Source organism: Nonomuraea marmarensis, assembly GCF_043197025.1.
Taxonomy (GTDB): Bacteria; Actinomycetota; Actinomycetes; order Streptosporangiales; family Streptosporangiaceae; genus Nonomuraea; species Nonomuraea marmarensis.
On record NZ_JBICRM010000027.1, the window covers coordinates 63,865 to 80,598 of the forward strand.

Below are 16,734 nucleotides of genomic sequence, written 5' to 3' on the forward strand. Positions count from 1 at the left end.
TGTCCCCTGGAAAGAAATGGTCTAGATGTAGACCAAATGGAGCGTCCTCCGCGCCCCCCAGGGAGACCTCAATGACGACCACTGAAGAGGATTCCAGGCGACTGGCCGAGCTCGGCTACAAGCAGGAGCTGGCCCGTACCTGGAGCGGTTTCTCGAACTTCGCCATCTCCTTCTCGATCATCTCCATCCTCGCCGGTTGCTTCACCACCTTCGGACAAGCCTGGAACAACGGCGGCCCCGTCGCCATCTCCTGGGGCTGGCCGCTGATCTCCCTGTTCATCCTGATCATCGGCTTCTGCATGTCGGAGCTGGTGTCGGCGTACCCGACGGCGGGCGGCATCTACTGGTGGGCCGCCAAGCTGGGCAAGCCGATCCACGGGTGGTTCACCGGCTGGCTCAACCTGATCGGCCTCATCGCCGTCACCGCGTCGGTCGACTACGGCTGCGCCACGTTCCTCAACATCACCCTCACGAGGCTGACCGACGGCGGGTGGGAAGGCACGCTTTCGCAGGCGTTCCTCCTGTTCGTGATCATCCTCGCGCTGCACGCACTGATCAACATCTACAGCCACAGGCTCATCTCGCTGCTGCAGAACATCTCGGTCTGGTGGCACGTCGCGGGCGCCGCGATCGTGGTCGCCATCCTGATCTTCGCGCCGGACAACCACCAGTCGCTCGGCTTCGTCTTCGGCGGCACGAACAACAACTCCGGCTTCGGCGACGGCTCCGACGGGCTGCCCTTCTGGCTGTACGTGCTGCCGCTCGGCTTCCTGCTCACCCAGTACACGATCACCGGCTTCGACGCCTGCGCGCACGTGTCGGAGGAGACCCAGGGCGCGGCGAAGAGCGCGGCGCGCGGACTCTGGCAGTCGATCTTCTACTCGGCGATCGGCGGCTGGATCCTGCTGCTGTCGTTCCTGTTCGCGGCGACGAACGTGGACGAGCTCAACAAACAAGCCGGTTTCGTCGGGGCAATCTTCGAGACCGCGCTCTCGTCCCCGCTGGCCACCGCGATCTTCGCGATCTCCACGATCGGCCAGTTCTTCTGCGGGATGAGCTGCGTGACGTCGATGTCGCGGATGACGTACGCGTTCTCGCGCGACGGCGCGGTCCCCGGCTGGCGGCTGTGGTCCAAGATCGACCGCAACCGGACCCCGGTCAACGCGATCATCGCAGGCTGCGTCGTGGCCGCCCTGATCACGCTGCCCGCCCTCTACGCCCCGGCGGGCCTGACCACCCCGGTCGCCTTCTACGCCGTCGTGTCGATCGCGGTCATCGGGCTCTACCTGGCGTTCCTCATCCCGATCTGGCTCCGGCTGCGCATGGGCGACGCCTTCCAGCCCGGCCCGTGGACGCTCGGCAGGAAGTACAAGGCCCTGTGCTGGATCGCCTGCGTCGAGATCGTGATCGTCTCGATCTACTTCATCATGCCGTTCTCACCGGCCGGCGTACCGGGCAACGCGGACTTCACCTGGACCTCGGTCAACTACGCGCCGATCGCGGTGGGCGTGGTGCTGATCGGCATCGCCCTGTGGTGGGCCCTGTCGGCCCGCCACTGGTTCACGGGCCCCCGCCGCACCGTCGACGAGGTCCCGGCGGCCTGAGGCTTTCTGGCATGTGGGTACGGCTCCCGGCGAGCCGTACCCATGTGCTTGCAGCCTGCTAGCATGCTGTCATGGCAACACTCTATATTCGCGATGTCCCCGAGTCCGTCGCCGAGTCGCTGAAGGAGCGTGCAGCCGAAGCAGGCCTATCCCTTTCGGCCTACGTCGCCAGGGAACTAGCCGATATCACCGCCAGGCCGACCAATGCTGAGATAGTCAAGCGGCTGAAGGCGCGGGATCGCTCCCAAGGACCCTCGACCGCGGACATCCTCGAGGCGGTCGCGGAGGGCAGGCGGTGATCGTCATTGACTCGTCGGCAATGGTCGAGGCACTGGCGGGCCGAGAGGCAGATGCAGAACTCGTCGATGCCCTCCAAGCAAGCGTCCATGCCCCGCACCTGCTCGACGTCGAGGTCCTCTCGACCCTGCGCGGGCTCGCGCTTGGCGGCAAGCTGACCGTGGCCGCAGCCGAGCAGGCACGGAACGACTATCTCGCGCTCAAGATCACCCGCTACGAGATCAAGGGCATCGCGGATCGGATTTGGGAGTTGCGTCACAACTACCCCGCCTACGACGCCAGCTATCTGACACTCGCCGAGGCGCTGGAAGCACCCTTGTACACATGCGACCGCAAGCTGGTCGGTAACGGGCACGACGCCGACGTACAGGTATTTCCTCGCAGCTAGCTCTGGCCCGCGAAAGAGGCCGTCAGGACGCCTCGAAGGCGGCGGCCACGGCCGTGCGGACCTCGTCCATGGAAGTGGATCCCAGCTCCCGCTTGAGCGAGGTCATGTCCACGTCGGGCATCCCGCAGGCGATCGCCCAGTTCCAGGGCTCCAGATCACCGTCCACGTTGAGCGCGAACCCGTGACTCGTGACCCCCCGGCTCTGCCGCATCCCGATCGAGATGACCTTGCGCCCGGTCTCGCTGGTCCACACGCCGGTGAGCAACTCGGAGCCGGGCGGCGTGTCGCGCCGCTCGGCAGGCAGCCCGAGCTTGCCCAACGCCTCCACCAGCCGCAACTCCACCTCACGCACGTAGTCGACGATCCCCTCACCCTCTGCCAGCTTGACGATGAGGTAGCCGACGAGCTGCCCGGGCCCGTGGTAGGTGAGCTGACCGCCACGCCCGGTCTCGAGCACGGGGATGCCGCGCGTGGGGTCGGGCAGGTGGGAGAGCGGGGTGCGGCGCCCGACCGTGTAGACGGACGGGTGGCTGAGCAGCCAGAGCGTGTCCGGCCGTTCGTCCCGCTGGCGCTGCCCGACGAGGTCGGTCATGCGCTCCATCGCCTTGTCGTAGTCGACGAGATCGTCCTGAACGAGTGTCAGCGGCCTTGCCCTCATCCTTCGAGGATAAGCCGCGTCCCGGATGGGATCGCACGCGGTATGAACGCGACGCGAGCCGGGTTCCCGGTTATGAGACGATCCCGAGAACCTCGAGGATCAGGTAGATGTCGGTGGACGGGTCGCGCAGGAGAATATCGCAGTTGCGGGCGTGACCAGACACGCCCGGCTCTGATGCCGGGGCACAGCGCCCGCTCGGGCAGTCGGCCACGAGACCTTGGGCCAGCTTGACTGCTTTCGCCTGCTGGCCGTCCCTAACCAGCTCCTCGAAGTGATGAGGCTCGACGAGCTTTTCGAAGTCTCCGAACTCCTTTGTTCTCCGGAGTTTCGCTGGGATCAGCGTGCGGTCTCCACCGAGCCGACCGGGCGCGCCGGCGGCGAAGTGGAGCCAGAGCCAGAGTTCGAAGTGCGGATGGGAGAAGGCAACGTTGATCCCGTTCTCACGGGCAAGGCGAAACGCCTGGTAAATGTCCTCGTGCTCATCACGGTCGAAGACCGCCCAGAACTCGGCGTTCTTGATCCCCTTCGTGACCTTCTTGAGCCGGATCGCCTCTCGGACCGCACGGGCGGGTTTGTAGCCGTTGAACTGCTGCCCCTCAGTGACCTTGCGCGGGGTGAGTTGGATCTGAAAGTTGTGCTCCGCGCCGTAACCATGGTTCAGATGATGAAAGTAGCTCCGCTCGGTCTGCCCCTCGCAGACGACGAACAGGACTTTGTTCTTCCTGGGGCCGCCCAGCCCTGGATGCGGAGCCGAGTCTCCACCGGGCACCCCGCGTTTGGCCATCAGGCGGACACCTCCGTCTCAGGCTCCGCGAGCGGCCCGGTAAGCGTCTCGGCTATCTCGCCGACCGTCAGCGTTGGCACACCACCGTACGCACCCGCCAGGTAGTTACGATCGAGAGCCTCGGTCTTGCGAGGACGGGCATCGGTCAGCGGATAGATCTCAGATATGCCGTCAGGGTTCTTGACGGTGATGCGCACCTGGTCGCGTTCCAGAGGCTGGAAGATGTGCGTACGGCCCAGCAGGCTCACGTCGTGGACCGTGCACACCAGTTGCGCGTTGTTCGGGTTGGCCGCCGGATCCTGGAAGAGCCGGATGACGTCGGCGGCGAACAGGGGATGCAGGCTGGTGTCGAGTTCGTCAACGAGGAGGGCCGCCCCTCGGTCGAGGGCAGTGAGGAGGGGGCCGATGAAGGCGAACCACGATCGGGTCCCCATGGATTCCTGCCGTTCATAGCTCAACGCAACAGGACCGTTGGGCCCTTGGTGCAGCAGCCGGAGTTCGCCGGTCAAACTGTCGATCTCGGTTCCGATGACACCTAGGTCCGCGACTTTGAGAAGCCCGATGATCCGATCCCGCTGCCGAGGGTCGTCGAGCATCTCGCGGGTGAAACTCTGCCGCTCCTCGAAGTCGCGGCCAGGGCTGATCCACCAGAGGTTGTGCTTGAACCAGTCATGGATGGGCTTGAGATAGGGCTGGTTGAAGGCCGCCGCGACCGTCAGGAAGAGTGCGTTGGGACGCGTCTGAGAGACAAGACTTTCCTTCGACCCCTTCAGCCCCTCGCCAGGAAAGGCGAACAGATCGTCAGAGTCGGCGTCGCGCTCGAACCAGACCTGCCTGCGGGCCTGCCCGCCCGGGTAGGCGTGCAGCCACTCGGTCTCGATCCGCTGGTCGGAGACCTCGAAGCCGTAGACGTATCGGTCACCGTCGAGAACGATGTCGACCTCGAAGAGCGAGGTGTCCGCACGGGCCACCGGGGCGAGTTCGTACGGCTCACGAGGAACACCGTCGAGGGTGGACCAGCCATGGACGGAGTTGAGAACGGCCTGCCGCATCCAGCGGATGGCGTGCAGGACGTTCGACTTGCCCGAAGCGTTCGAGCCGTAGATCGCGGTCGTTGGCAGGTAAGCCAGCTCAGGGTCCTCGGCGAGACCAGCAGGACGCCGTGCCGCCTGGTTGAACTTGCTGGCGGCCAGCCAGACCTCGAACTCGTCCCGAAATGATCTATGATTGGCGCCTCTGAAGCGAAGCAACATCACAGGCCCCCTTATCCAGGTTCTTGATCCACCTTAAGGCTAATCATGCAAGTTATCTACACAGAGCCTTGGGTGCGGGGCGTCAGGCGGCGTAGTTGCGGACGATGCGAAGCGCGTCGGCGGCGTGCGGCCCTTCGGTGGTGAGGCCGGTCTGCTCGGGCGTGAGGCGGCGGGCGCCGACCCGGCAGAACTCCGCGGCCAACCCGGTGATCCGGGCCGGGGCGGCCGGATCGCCGAAGGTCCAGCGGGTTCCGTCCGGTGCGATGAGATCGCAGAAGACCGGCACAGCCTCGAGCCCGGCGACGGCGAAGGCATAGGGCAGCGTACGGTGGGCCAGCCAGGCCACATGGCGGAGCCGGGCCGTGTCGGGGTAGGGAATGCCCAACGCGACGGTGATGTCCTGGGCATGCGCCCAATGCTCGGCGAGCCTGGTCGTGGCCAGCGTCCGCGGCGACAGCGGAGTCCTCACCCAAGAAAGCCGCGTACCCGCAGGATAGGCGCGAAGTGCGTCGGGAGTGGCGAAGGCGGCTTTACGCCATCGCGCCAGCAGATCGGCCGGCGACATCCCGCGCTCAGCGGCGACCATCTCCTCGGCCAGCCCGTCCACGGTGGTCTCGGCAGAGGAAAGCAGGGCCTTCCCCTCCTTGAGAGACCCACCGATGATCGTTTCTTCGGACTGGGTGAGATGTAGAACGACATCGGAGACGCTCCACCCGGCGGCCTCGGAGGGCCGGGACCACTGATCCGGGGTCAGCGACTCCAATACCGCATCCAGTTGGCGATATTCCGCGGCCAGATCATCGAAGATATCCGTCACCACACCACCGTACCGAACAATATTCGGACGGTGCGGATCGTGGTGGCTCACCAATGAGATGTGCCCTTGAGGGAGATCGCCAGGGGAACCGAGCCGGCCAGGACCAAGCTCGCCAACATCCACGTCAGAAGGCGCGAGAGGTGCGCCGGAGGCGCCTGGATGAGAGCGGCTGAGCTCCCATTCGCGAGGCGCCCCATGCGAAGTCCTCTTGTGCCCGGGGCCCTACGCCGCCGTACGGTAGCCCTTCGGCTCCTCCGGGATGAGGATCCACATGACGACGTAGACGACCCAGAGCGGTCCGGGAATGAGCGACAGGAGCAGCCAGAGGATCCGTACGAGCGTAGGCGGCAGGCCCATCTTGTCGGCGAGACCGCCGCAGACGCCGGCCAGGATCCTGTGCTCTCGTGAGCGGTACATGCTGTTCCTCCGTGTGGTTACGACCTACCTGTAGAACGGGCGGCCAGGCCGCATGACTCCCGTCAGGAACCCTGAGAAAACCCTGTAAGGGTCAGCCATTCATGTGCCATGCCCAGATGTCGGCTGGTCAGTCCCTGTCTCGGGTCCACGTGGATGAGCAGGAAGTCATCCAGACCCTGACGCACCCTGAGATACTCCTCGTCCTCCGCCCACACCTGGTCGTCGAACCACACGAACGGCCGCCGCCCCGCGTAGGCAGCCACGTGCGGGGTCTTGAACATCTCCCCGTACTCGCTCGGCACGTCCGGGCTCATGGGGATCACCGGCAACGACGGCAGCCCGATCCTGGGTGCGATCCACTCGTTGGCGTGCTGCTCCCACGTGGTCGCCCACACCAGCTCGGACCCCGTGACCAGCGCGAGGTCGAGGAGCCTGCGGCCGTGCCGGGGGTTGAGGTGCACGGTGTAGAGCTCGTCACCGATCGTGCAGCGGTAGGGCCTGAAGTCCGGGGTAGGTCGTCCCATCGGGTTGAGCACGCCGTCCACGTCGATCAGCAGCAGCGGTTTCATCCGGTCCGGTGTTCCTGCGGGCTGATGCCGCGTACGCGTTTGAAGGCCGTGCTGAGCGCGAACGGGCTGCCGTACCCGACCTTTCTGGCCACCGAGCCGATCGTGGCGTCCGGCTCGCGCAGCAGGTCGGCGGCCAGCGCCAGCCGCCAGTCGGTGAGGAAGGCCATCGGCGGCTCCCCGACCCGTTCGGTGAAGCGCCTGGCCAGCGACGCCCTGGAGACGCCCACCTCAAGAGCCAGGGTGGCGACCGTCCACGGGTGAGCCGGGTTGTGCTGCATGAGACGCATGGCCTTGCCCACCACCGGGTCGCTCATGGCGCGGTACCACGAAGGCGCCTCGTGCGTCGCGAACCACGACCGCAGGACCGCGATGAGCAGCAGGTCGAGCAGCCGGTCGAGGACCGCCTCCTGCCCCGGCTCGTCCTTGACGATCTCGGCCCCGAGCAGCGAGATGAGCGGGTCGCCGGGCCGCACGATCATCGTGGGCAGCGCTTCGAGCAGCCGCCTGCTGATCTCGCCCTCGAAGTTGTAGGTGCCGGTGAGCAGCACCGTGCCGCCGTCCGGGTTGTTACCCCAGGTACGCACCCCCAGGTCCATGGCCTGGTAGAGGGATGCACCGTCGAGCGTGGTGCAGTGCTGGCCGGGGTGAATCACGATCTGCGGCTTCGTGCCGGGGTCGGAGGCCACCGTGTACGGCTCCGGCCCCCGGTTGATCGAGACCTCCCCCGGCGAAAGGCGTACGGGATCACCTTCGTCGAGCACCACCCACGCTTCGCCGCGCACCAGAGCCGTGACCGACAGCGGGGCCTCGTCCTGGATGCGCAGTGACCAGGGCGGATCCAGGATCGAGCGGAGCAGGAAGGCACCGCGAGCGCGCGGGCCGTCGAGTAGCGCCGCGAGCTGGTCCATGGGTTAGACGATCGCATATGGGAATGCGCTTCTCAACCATGGAGAGTCTTATGGGTATGGCGACTTACTAGATACATGATGATTCTGGTGTTGGGCGGCACGGGAAAGACCGGCCGTCGTATCGCTGACCGACTCACTGCGCTCAACCTGCCCGTACGAGTGGGATCGCGCCCCGCCTTCGACTGGCACGACCGATCCACGTGGCCGGAAGCCCTCGACGGCGTCACGGCCGTCTACCTCTCCTACTACCCCGACCTGGCCCTGCCCGGCGCGTACGACGACATCAAGGCGTTCACCGAACTCGCCGTCCGCAGCGGCGTGCGGCGGCTGGTCCTGCTGTCCGGCAGGGGCGAGCCGGAGGCGCAGGCGAGCGAGCGCACGGTCGAGGAGTCGGGTCTGGAGTGGACGGTCGTCCGCTGCAGCTGGTTCATGCAGAACTTCAGCGAGGGCTTCCTCCTGGACCAGGTGCTCGGCGGCGTCATCGCGATCCCCGCTGCCGACGTGCCCGAGCCGTTCGTGGACGTGGACGACATCGCCGACGTGGCCGTCGCCGCGCTCAGCAAGGAGGGCCACGCGGGCAAGCTGTACGAGCTGACCGGGCCGAGGCTGCTGACGTTCGCCGAAGCGGCGGAAGAGCTGTCCAAGGCCACCGGCAGGCAGATCACGAGCCTCACGGTGACCCCCGACGAATACGTGGCCGCGGCCGTCGCGCAGGGCATGCCCCAGGAGGAGGCGGAGGGCCTGGCGGCGATGTTCACCGAGATCCTCGACGGCCGCAACACCCACCTGAGCGACGGGGTGCGGCAGGCGCTCGGCCGGCCCGCCCGCGACTTCGCCGGCTTCGCCAGGGCCAACGCCAAGGTCTGGACCTCCTGACCAACGACCTTGGCGCGATCCAAGACCAGCGCTCGACTCGCACTCCATCAACTCAACGCCCTACGCGAACAACTGCTCGGCCCTCGTTTTCCGCTAGCCTCACCCTCGTCACTCCCGCGTTCTCGGAAGGTGTAGTCGTGATCGGCTGGCTAGAAGCGGTGGTTCTGGGGTTGATCCAGGGGCTCACGGAGTTCCTGCCGATCTCCTCCAGCGCCCACATCCGGGTGGTCTCCGCTTTCGCCGGTTGGCAGGATCCGGGGGCGGCGTTCACGGCGGTCATCCAGCTCGGCACGGAGACCGCCGTGGTGATCTACTTCCGCAAGGAGCTCTGGGAGATCGTCTCCACCTGGACCCGCTCCCTGTTCATCAAGGAGCTGCGCGGCAACTGGGCCGCCCGCATGGGGTGGTACATCATCGCCGGCTCCCTGCCCATCGGCGTGCTCGGCCTGGTGCTGAAGGACCAGATCGAGACCGTCTTCCGCGACCTGCGGCTGGTCGGCACCACGTTGATCGTCTTCGCCTGCATCCTGTGGTTCGCCGACCGCACCGCCCGCAACAAGCTCTCGCTGGAAAAGCACCTGAGCTTCACCCACGCCATCGTGTACGGCTTCGCCCAGGCGCTCGCCCTGATCCCCGGCGTGTCCCGCTCCGGCGGCACCGTGACCGCGGGCCTGCTGCTCGACTACCGCCGGGAGGACGCCGCCAAATACTCGTTCCTGCTGGCGATTCCCGCCGTGCTGGCGTCGGGCCTGCTGGAGCTGCGCCAGATCGGCGAGGGCCCGGCCCCCGCGTGGGGGCCCACGATCCTGGCCACGATCATCTCGTTCATCGTCGGCTACCTGGCTGTGGCCTGGTTCCTGCGATACATCAGCACCCACCGCTTCACCAGCTTCGTGATCTACCGGATCATCCTCGGGTTCTTCGTCATCCTCGCGGTCACCGCGGGCTGGATCCCGGCCCTAGGCTGACACGGGCTCCCTGTCGCGAGCCGGGTAATACGCGGCCCACGCCTCGTCGCCCATGCGCAGGACCTTCAGCCCGGTCCAGCCCAGGGCGACGGCGGGGACGCCCCAGAAGAGCACGGTCGCGGGGCCGTACTCGATCGCGAAGGACCCGAGGTAGCCACCGGCGACGAGCAGCGGCACCCACCAGCCCACGAACCCCGCCCGCCAGACGGCGACCGTGAGCAGGGGCAGCCCGAGCCACCCGAGGAAGATCCACGGCATCTGGAAGCCGAACACGACTCCCGGCAGGTTCAGGATCTCGTCGAGGAGCTTCTGTGCCTGCTCGGGCGGGTTGTGCTGGCCCAGCCACCACTCCACGGGGTCGATGAGCAGCAGGCCGGACATGGAGATGTACCCGATCATGGACATGCCGCCCGCCACGTGGCCGAGCCTCGTGGCCCGGCGCCTGGTCAGGTGCACGAGGCCGAGCACGGCGATGGCCATGAGCAGCCAGCTCCAGTGGTAGAGCGCGGACTGGGCCTGGGCGAGCGCGGGATTGTCGCCGAAGCTGACCGCCTCCCTGTCGTCACCCCAGGTTCCGGGGTCCACGACGACGGCGACGGCTTGGAGCAGCGGGGCCACGATCAGCAGGACGCCTGCCGTGACGCGGCGAAATTTCACCTGGTTGTTCAACATGCCGCCGACCGTATGAGCCGCGGGTGCCGCCCGTCGTCCGCCTGCGGGCCGATCGGGGATCACCTGCCAGGTTGAGAAGATCGGCAGGCGCGGCGAGCCCGTGAGCCCGGCCGCGCCAAGGGGTCACACCGCTACCGGCACCCGCGGCGCAGCGGGAGCGGGCTGCGCTCGGCGGCCCGGCAGGGCGAGCAGCACGAGACCAAGCAGCCCCCACAAAGCCAGGATCCCCAGCGGCGTCCACAGGGCCGCGCCGTCGAAGAAGACCGTGTTCCGCACCGCCTCGGCGGCCGGTCCGATCGGGAGGAACTGCCCGACGACGGCGTACCACTCGGGGATGTACCGGGCGCCGAGCGGCCCGCCGCTGGCGGGCAGCCCGATCGGGATGAACAACAGCACCGCCAACCCCACCCCCGGCGTGCCCACGACCTTGACCAGCCCGGCCACCACCAGCCCGACGGCCAGCGAGATGCCCGCCGACACCAGCACCAGCCAGCCGAACCGGCCCGGCAGCGCCCCGAAGACGGTGTCGGCCAGCCAGGCGTTCCCCGTGCCCGCGACCAGCGCCCCCGCCACCAGCACGCCGAGCCGTCCGGCCAGCCCGAGCCCGGGTGCGACCTGGAACAGCAGCACGGCCATCGCGATGCCCGGCAGGACCACGCTGAGCACATAGAACATGCCGGAAATGCCGCCCGAGTCGCCGGGCGGCAGCGGCACCGCGTCCTCCACCTGGAGCGGACGCCCCTGTGCCTGGGCGGCCGCCTGGAAGGCGGCCGTGATGACGGTCGCCCCGGTACGCCCGCCCGCACTCGCCACGACGAGCTTGCCCTCCTGCGGAACGAGGACCGCGTCCACCTCCCTGTCGAGCAGCGCCGAGCGCGCCACGTCTAACGAGGTGTACTCGCTCAGCGAGAACGCCCCCGCCTTCCGCTGGTCGATGCCCGCCTGCAACTGCTTGACCTGCTCCCCGGGCGCGACGACGGCAATGGGTACGCCGTGCGGCTCCGGCTGGTGGAACGCGCCGAGGAACGACCCGGCGAAGAGCATCCCCAGCAGGGTGACCCCGACCACGAGGCCGATGATCTTGCCCATCTTTTTCACCACCTGATGACTTCATCGATGTTGAATTCAAAGGTAGATGAATTCCACGTGGTTGAATAGCCCCATGACCGAAGAACGTGGCAGGCGCCCGGGCACCCCGCAGACCAAGAGCCTCATCCTGCAGGCGGCGATCGCATCGTTCCTCACGCAGGGCTACGGGGGCACGACGATCAGGGGCGTGGCCCGCGAGGCGGGTGTCGATCCGGCGCTGGTGATGCACTTCTTCGGCAACAAGGACGGCCTGTTCGAGGCGGCGATCAAGGGCAGCATGCCGGTCGCGCTGATGGTCGAGGCGGTCGAAGGCGGCGAGGAGCACCTCGGGGAACGGCTCTCCAGGAGATATCTGGAGATCTGGGAGGACCCGGTGCACGGCCAGCGGATGGCGGCCGTGCTGCACGCGGCCGCCGCCACCCCGGCGGCGGCCGACCTGCTGAAGGAGCTGATGCGCAGGGAGCTGCTCGGCCCGATCGCCCGGCGCCTGTCAGGCGACCACGCCGAGACCCGCGCCCTGCTCGCGGCCTCGCAGCTGCTCGGCGTGGCCCTGCTGCGCTACGTGCTCAAGGTGGACCCGCTGGCCTCGATGCCGGCCCACCTGGTCGCGGCCGTGGTCGCGCCCAACCTCCAGCGCTACCTGACGGGCACGCTCTCCTTGGCGGAGATCGCCGCGCCGCGGTAGGTGGCCAGGGTGAACACCAGCGCCGCCAGCCCGAGCCCGGTGGACAACACGACCACGCCCGCCCTGCCATACGAGTCGAGCGCCAGGCCACCGGCGAGCCCGGCCACGAACAGGCCGACGTACTGCGCGGACGCCAGCAGGCCCAGGCCGACCGGCACATTGTCGGGCAACGCGGCGACGGTCCTGAACTGCTGGGCGGGCGCCACCAGCCAGCCGAGCCCGCCCCACAGGAACGCCCACACCAGCGCGATGGGCAACGACAGGTTCGCGACGGGGATGAGGGCCATGAACACGGTGGCCGCGGTCAAGCCGATCAGCACCATCCTGCGCGGCCCGTACAAGTCGGTGAAACGCCCGCCGAGCTGGTTGCCGACGATGCCGCCGATCCCCCAGGCCCACAGGACGGCAGGCAGTGGCAGGTCGAACAGCGACCCGATGTAGGTGTACGCGGTGAACCCGCCCCCGAACATCAGCAACTGCGTCACCAGCACCACCAGCACCCGCCGGTCACCCAGCGGCGCGAACCGCTCCCGCAGCCGCCCCGACATCGGCATCCGTACCTCCGGCACCACGGCCGCGACCCCGGCGAACCCAACCACACCCAGCCCCACGACCAGCCAGATCGTCGACCGCCACCCCGACACCGAGCCCAGCCAGGTGCCCAGCGGCACGCCGAGCGCCGACGACACGCTCAACCCGCCCATCACCAGCGCCAGCGCGCGCCCGCGGCGCTCGGGCGCGGTCAGCGCGTTCGCCACGCCCGAGGCGGTCGGCGTGAACATGGCCGCCCCCGCCGCCGCTATCACTCGGGTGGCCAACACCAGCGGGTACGTCGGAGCGAGCGCGGTTAACACGTTGCCCACGACGAACACGGCCAGAGCGAGCAACAACAGCGTCTTGCGCGACAGGCGCGCGGTCAGGGCGGCGAGCAGGGGCGACAACACGGCGTACGCCAGCGCGAACACGGTCATGAGCTGCCCGGCCGCGGACGTGGAGATCCCCAGATCCGTGGAAATAGGCGGCAACAGCCCAGCCGTCACGAACATGCCCGTACCGATCGCGAAATTTCCGACAGCCAGCGGATAGAGCCGCGCACTCATGGAACCTCCAGCGTCAAAAGTTGGATGCTCATCAAACTGTCTTATAGTTGGATCGTTGTCAAACAATAAGACGGAGGTAGGCTTTCACTCATGCGCCTGCTACCTCACCCGGCCACGGAGGACATCGAGCTCACGGAGGTGCTGCGGGCACTGGCCGATCCCGTACGCCTGGAGATCGTCGCCCGGCTGTCCGTGGCGGGCGAGATGACGTGCACCGACGCCGGCGACGACCTCGGCGTGCACAAGTCGACCGCGTCACACCACTACCGGACACTCCGGGAGGCTGGGGTGATCGTCTCCAAGCAGGCGGGCAGGCTCGTGTACATCAGGCTTCGCCGCGACGACCTCGACACCCGCTTCCCGGGCCTCCTCGACTCGGTCCTGTCGGCCGCGCACGCGGCTCCCGCAGCCGCCGCCCGCGCCTGACCCGCCGCCACATCCGACCCTGACGCGCCACCCACCCACGATGCCCAAGCCACCTGCCATGCCCAAGCCGGCCACCATGCCTGAGGACGCCCTGCCCATCCGGCACGTCCTGCCCGAGCTGCTCGCTGTGCTCGACCGGCACGGCACGGTGGTGCTGACCGCCCCGCCCGGCACGGGCAAGACGACGGTCGTGCCGCTGGCCCTGGCCGAGACGGGGATGCGGGTGCTGGTGGCCGAGCCGCGGCGGCTGGCCGTACGCGCGGCGGCCCGGCGTATGGGAGTGAGCTACACGATCCGCGGCGAGCGCCACAAGGGCGCGAATCCCATGGTCGAGGTGGTCACGACGGGCGTGCTCCTGCAACGTCTCCAGCGGGACCAGGAGCTGGCCGGGGTGGACGCGGTCATGCTCGACGAGTGCCACGAACGCCACCTGGACGCGGACACGGCACTCGCGTTCCTCCTGGACGTACGCGACACGCTCCGCCCCGACCTGCGCCTCCTCGCCACCTCCGCGACCGCCGACGCGGCGCAGTGGTCCCGCCTGCTCGGCGGCCCGATCGTGGCGGCGACGGGCGCGACGCATCCCGTCGAAACGGTCTGGGCCCCGCCCGCAGGCCCGATCACCCCGCCGCACGGCCTCCGCGTCGATCCCGCGCTGCTGTCCCACGTGGCCTCAGTGGTACGCCGGGCGCTGGCGGAACACGACGGCGACGTGTTGTGCTTCCTCCCAGGCGTGGGCGAGATCGCCAGGGTGGCGGGCCTGCTGAGCGGGGTGGAGATCCTCCAGGTCCACGGCCAGGCCCCGGCCCACGTCCAGGACGCCGTCCTGGCACCCGGCTCGACCCGTAGGGTGGTGCTGGCCACGTCGGTCGCCGAGTCCAGCCTGACCGTCCCCGGGGTCCGGGTGGTGGTCGACTCGGGCTTGGCGCGCGAGCCGCGTACCGACCATGCCCGCGGCCTCGGCTCCCTCACCACGGTCAGGGTCTCGAAGGCGTCGGCCGGCCAGCGCGCGGGCCGGGCGGGCCGGGAAGCCGAGGGCACGGTCTACCGCTGCTGGTCGGCGGCCGACCACGAACGCCTCGCCGACCACGCCCGGCCCGAGATCGTGCTCGCGGACCTGACGGGGTTCGCGTTGCAGGCGGCCTGCTGGGGCGTGCCCGACGCCGCGGGCCTGGCCCTCCTGGACCCGCCACCGGACGCCGCGATGTCCGCCGCCACCCGCACCTTGGAGGCACTCGGCGCGCTCGAGTCCCAGCGGGTGACGGGCCGCGGGCGGCGGATGGTGCTCGCGGGCGTGCATCCTCGCCTGGCCAGGACACTGCTCGACCTCGGCCCAAGAGCCGCCGAGGTGGTGGCTCTCCTGTCGGAGCAACTACCGCGCGACGCGACCGACGATCTGGTGGAGGTCTGGCGCACGGCCAGACGCGGCGGCACCGGCTTCGCCGCCCGCTGGCGCCAGGAAAGCAACCGCCTGCGAAAAGCCGCCACCCAGGCCCGCGAAGAAACCACGCCTGAGACGCCGCACCGAGCACCGGCCCAGGTGAGCGGGCGAGACGCACCGGACGACGCCCTGGCCGGGCTGGCCGTGGCGCTGGCGTTTCCCGAGCGGGTGGCGCGGCGGCGGGGTGGCGGCTTCCTGATGGCCTCCGGCACCCAGGCCCAACTCGCCGAGGGCTCCAAGCTGCAGACCGCGCAATGGCTGGCCATCGCGATCGCCGACCGGCAAGCAGGCTTGGCCTCGGCCCGCATCAGGCAGGCCGTCGTCATAGACGAGGACACCGCCAGACTGGCCCACCCCACCACAAGAGAGCACGAGATCACCTGGCGCGTCCCGCCGGGCGAGCGCCGCGGCGACGTGTCCGCCCGCACGGTCGAGCGCCTCGGCGCTATCGAGCTGTCCGCCACCCCGCTCAAGAACGCCGACGTCCGCGAGGCCATCCTGTACGGCCTGCGCACAGAGGAGGTCCTGACCTGGACGAAACAGGCCAAGGACCTCAGAGACCGCCTGGCCTTCTGCCACCGCGCCATCGGCGCCCCCTGGCCCCCGATGGACTCGCTCATCGACCTGGCCGACCAGTGGCTGGAGCCCGAGTTGTCCAGAGCCCGCCGCCGAGCCGACCTGGAACGCATCGACGTGGCCTCCGCACTCAAACGCCTGATCCCGTGGAGCGAACGCCTGGACCAGACCGCCCCCGAACGCATCGAGGTCCCGAGCGGCTCCCACATCCGCGTGGACTACGCAGGCGAGCAGCCAGTGCTGGCGGTGAAGCTGCAGGAGTTGTTCGGCTGGGAGGAGACGCCGGAGATCGCCGGCGTACCCGTACTGGTGCATCTGCTCTCCCCCGCGGGCCGCCCGGTGGCCGTGACCGCGGACCTGGCGTCGTTCTGGCGCGACGGCTACCGTTCCGTACGCGCGGAACTACGCGGCCGCTACCCCAAGCACCCCTGGCCGGAGGATCCCCTCACCGCGTCACCAACCCGCCGCGTGAAGCGGAGCCGAAAGTGACGATCAGGGAGGCGGCCCGCAACAACGCCGAGTGGTGCGACCTGGTGTGCCGCACGCATCAAGCACCGGGCACGTTCACCGGCCGAGCCTGGACCAACCCCACCAGAACCCCGCTCCTCTACCCGGACGCCGTCACCCTCTCCCCCGAGGCGACGGCCGCCGACGTGCTCGACCACATCGACCAGGGCTCAGGCGCCTCGGTCAAGGACAGCTTCGCCGCGCTCGACCTGCCGGGCTTCGACGTGCTGTTCGAGGCCGAGTGGATCTACCACCCCACCCCAGGGGGAACACCGGGGGCGGCGGCCACGGGCGACCCGATCGCGTGGGAGGTCGTGGACGACGCGGCCACGTTGCGGGACTGGGAGCAGGCGTGCTTCGCCGGAGGAGTGACGGACCTGTTCCTGCCGGGGCTGCTCGCCGAGGCGAAGTTGTTGTGCGGCCGGATCGAGGGCGACATCGTGTGCGGGTCGGCGCTCAACGCGAGCGGCCGGGTCGTCGGCGTCTCCAACGTCTACGCCTCGGGCTGCGACATCGACGCCGCCTGGTCCGGCACCCTGGCCTTGGCGGCGGACCTGTTCCCGGGCCGCCCGCTGGTCGGCTACGAGACAGACCCGGAAGACGCCATGAAGCACGGCTTCACCACGATCGGCCCGCTCCGCGTGTGGCTCAAGCCATGAGATCGTCCAGCGACGGTCCGTTCACACGTTCCAACCTATC

At 68.6% G+C, this 16,734-nt stretch carries 19 protein-coding genes; 9 read left to right on the plus strand and 10 right to left on the minus strand.

Features of this window, described 5'->3' with window-relative positions; genetic code table 11:
• Positions 1-71: 71 nt before the first annotated feature.
• From ACFLIM_RS34555 to ACFLIM_RS34565, 3 genes are all read left to right on the plus strand, one after another.
• Complete coding sequence (locus ACFLIM_RS34555) at positions 72-1,604, plus strand: amino acid permease (RefSeq protein WP_393172572.1); 1,533 nt, start codon at positions 72-74, stop codon at positions 1,602-1,604.
• A gap of 71 nt (positions 1,605-1,675) precedes the next feature.
• A complete protein-coding gene (locus tag ACFLIM_RS34560) occupies positions 1,676-1,903 on the plus strand; it encodes a FitA-like ribbon-helix-helix domain-containing protein (RefSeq protein ID WP_393172573.1) in 228 nt (75 codons plus the stop codon).
• Positions 1,900-2,289, plus strand: a complete 390-nt coding sequence (locus ACFLIM_RS34565) for a type II toxin-antitoxin system VapC family toxin (protein ID WP_393172574.1) — start codon at positions 1,900-1,902, stop codon at positions 2,287-2,289. The genes ACFLIM_RS34560 and ACFLIM_RS34565 overlap by 4 nt, the downstream gene beginning before the upstream one ends.
• Before the next feature lie 22 nt (positions 2,290-2,311).
• Here ACFLIM_RS34565 and lipB read toward each other — a convergent pair whose 3' ends face one another.
• From lipB to ACFLIM_RS34600, 7 genes are all read right to left on the minus strand, one after another.
• The gene (lipB, locus tag ACFLIM_RS34570) at positions 2,312-2,947 is read right to left on the minus strand and encodes a lipoyl(octanoyl) transferase LipB (protein ID WP_393172575.1); all 636 of its coding nucleotides are present in this window, start codon (positions 2,945-2,947) and stop codon (positions 2,312-2,314) included.
• Positions 2,948-3,017: 70 nt separating this feature from the next.
• Positions 3,018-3,731 (minus strand): RloB family protein, encoded by a 714-nt coding sequence (locus ACFLIM_RS34575; protein ID WP_393172576.1) that lies wholly within the window; start codon positions 3,729-3,731, stop codon positions 3,018-3,020.
• Positions 3,731-4,984 carry an AAA family ATPase gene (locus ACFLIM_RS34580; protein WP_393172577.1) on the minus strand — a complete coding sequence of 418 codons (1,254 nt, stop codon included), beginning with the start codon at positions 4,982-4,984 and terminating at the stop codon, positions 3,731-3,733. The genes ACFLIM_RS34575 and ACFLIM_RS34580 overlap by 1 nt, the downstream gene beginning before the upstream one ends.
• A gap of 82 nt (positions 4,985-5,066) precedes the next feature.
• Positions 5,067-5,801: a maleylpyruvate isomerase family mycothiol-dependent enzyme gene (locus tag ACFLIM_RS34585; protein WP_393172578.1), complete on the minus strand. Its 735-nt coding sequence runs from the start codon at positions 5,799-5,801 to the stop codon at positions 5,067-5,069.
• Between the two features lie 222 nt (positions 5,802-6,023).
• Complete coding sequence (locus ACFLIM_RS34590) at positions 6,024-6,218, minus strand: PspC domain-containing protein (RefSeq protein WP_375114816.1); 195 nt, start codon at positions 6,216-6,218, stop codon at positions 6,024-6,026.
• 62 nt (positions 6,219-6,280) lie between these two features.
• Positions 6,281-6,787 (minus strand): HAD domain-containing protein, encoded by a 507-nt coding sequence (locus ACFLIM_RS34595; protein WP_393172579.1) that lies wholly within the window; start codon positions 6,785-6,787, stop codon positions 6,281-6,283.
• Positions 6,784-7,695 (minus strand): AraC family transcriptional regulator, encoded by a 912-nt coding sequence (locus tag ACFLIM_RS34600; RefSeq protein WP_393172580.1) that lies wholly within the window; start codon positions 7,693-7,695, stop codon positions 6,784-6,786. Before ACFLIM_RS34600 ends, ACFLIM_RS34595 begins: the two co-directional genes overlap by 4 nt.
• A gap of 75 nt (positions 7,696-7,770) precedes the next feature.
• On the opposite strand from ACFLIM_RS34600, the gene ACFLIM_RS34605 reads away from it, so the two are divergent.
• Both ACFLIM_RS34605 and ACFLIM_RS34610 read left to right on the plus strand, forming a co-directional pair.
• Positions 7,771-8,571 (plus strand): NmrA family NAD(P)-binding protein, encoded by an 801-nt coding sequence (locus ACFLIM_RS34605; protein WP_393172581.1) that lies wholly within the window; start codon positions 7,771-7,773, stop codon positions 8,569-8,571.
• A 137-nt stretch (positions 8,572-8,708) separates the two neighbouring features.
• On the plus strand, positions 8,709-9,539 hold the full coding sequence (locus ACFLIM_RS34610; RefSeq protein ID WP_393172582.1) for an undecaprenyl-diphosphate phosphatase: 831 nt from the start codon (positions 8,709-8,711) through the stop codon (positions 9,537-9,539).
• On the opposite strand, the gene ACFLIM_RS34615 is transcribed toward ACFLIM_RS34610, so the two are convergent.
• Positions 9,531-10,211, minus strand: coding sequence for a hypothetical protein (locus ACFLIM_RS34615; RefSeq protein WP_393172583.1), 681 nt, complete (start codon positions 10,209-10,211; stop codon positions 9,531-9,533). The two genes, ACFLIM_RS34610 and ACFLIM_RS34615, sit on opposite strands and share 9 nt — an antisense overlap.
• A gap of 123 nt (positions 10,212-10,334) precedes the next feature.
• Entirely contained in the window at positions 10,335-11,300 is a 966-nt protein-coding gene (locus tag ACFLIM_RS34620; RefSeq protein WP_393172584.1) for a hypothetical protein, read from the minus strand.
• Positions 11,301-11,373: 73 nt separating this feature from the next.
• Between ACFLIM_RS34620 and ACFLIM_RS34625 the strand changes: the two genes are divergently transcribed.
• Positions 11,374-11,985 carry a TetR/AcrR family transcriptional regulator gene (locus ACFLIM_RS34625; RefSeq protein WP_393172585.1) on the plus strand — a complete coding sequence of 204 codons (612 nt, stop codon included), beginning with the start codon at positions 11,374-11,376 and terminating at the stop codon, positions 11,983-11,985.
• Here ACFLIM_RS34625 and ACFLIM_RS34630 read toward each other — a convergent pair.
• Positions 11,937-13,085, minus strand: a complete 1,149-nt coding sequence (locus ACFLIM_RS34630) for an MFS transporter (RefSeq protein WP_393172586.1) — start codon at positions 13,083-13,085, stop codon at positions 11,937-11,939. The two genes, ACFLIM_RS34625 and ACFLIM_RS34630, sit on opposite strands and share 49 nt — an antisense overlap.
• A 90-nt stretch (positions 13,086-13,175) precedes the next feature.
• Here ACFLIM_RS34630 and ACFLIM_RS34635 point away from each other — a divergent pair, with 90 nt between their 5' ends.
• The 3 genes from ACFLIM_RS34635 to ACFLIM_RS34645 are packed head-to-tail and all read left to right on the plus strand — an operon-like array spanning position 13,176 to position 16,694.
• Positions 13,176-13,511, plus strand: coding sequence for an ArsR/SmtB family transcription factor (locus ACFLIM_RS34635; protein ID WP_393172587.1), 336 nt, complete (start codon positions 13,176-13,178; stop codon positions 13,509-13,511).
• A 40-nt stretch (positions 13,512-13,551) separates the two neighbouring features.
• Entirely contained in the window at positions 13,552-16,017 is a 2,466-nt protein-coding gene (gene hrpB / locus ACFLIM_RS34640) for an ATP-dependent helicase HrpB (RefSeq protein ID WP_393172588.1), read from the plus strand.
• Positions 16,014-16,694, plus strand: coding sequence for a hypothetical protein (locus tag ACFLIM_RS34645; protein ID WP_393172589.1), 681 nt, complete (start codon positions 16,014-16,016; stop codon positions 16,692-16,694). Before hrpB ends, ACFLIM_RS34645 begins: the two co-directional genes overlap by 4 nt.
• Positions 16,695-16,734 lie beyond the last annotated feature (40 nt).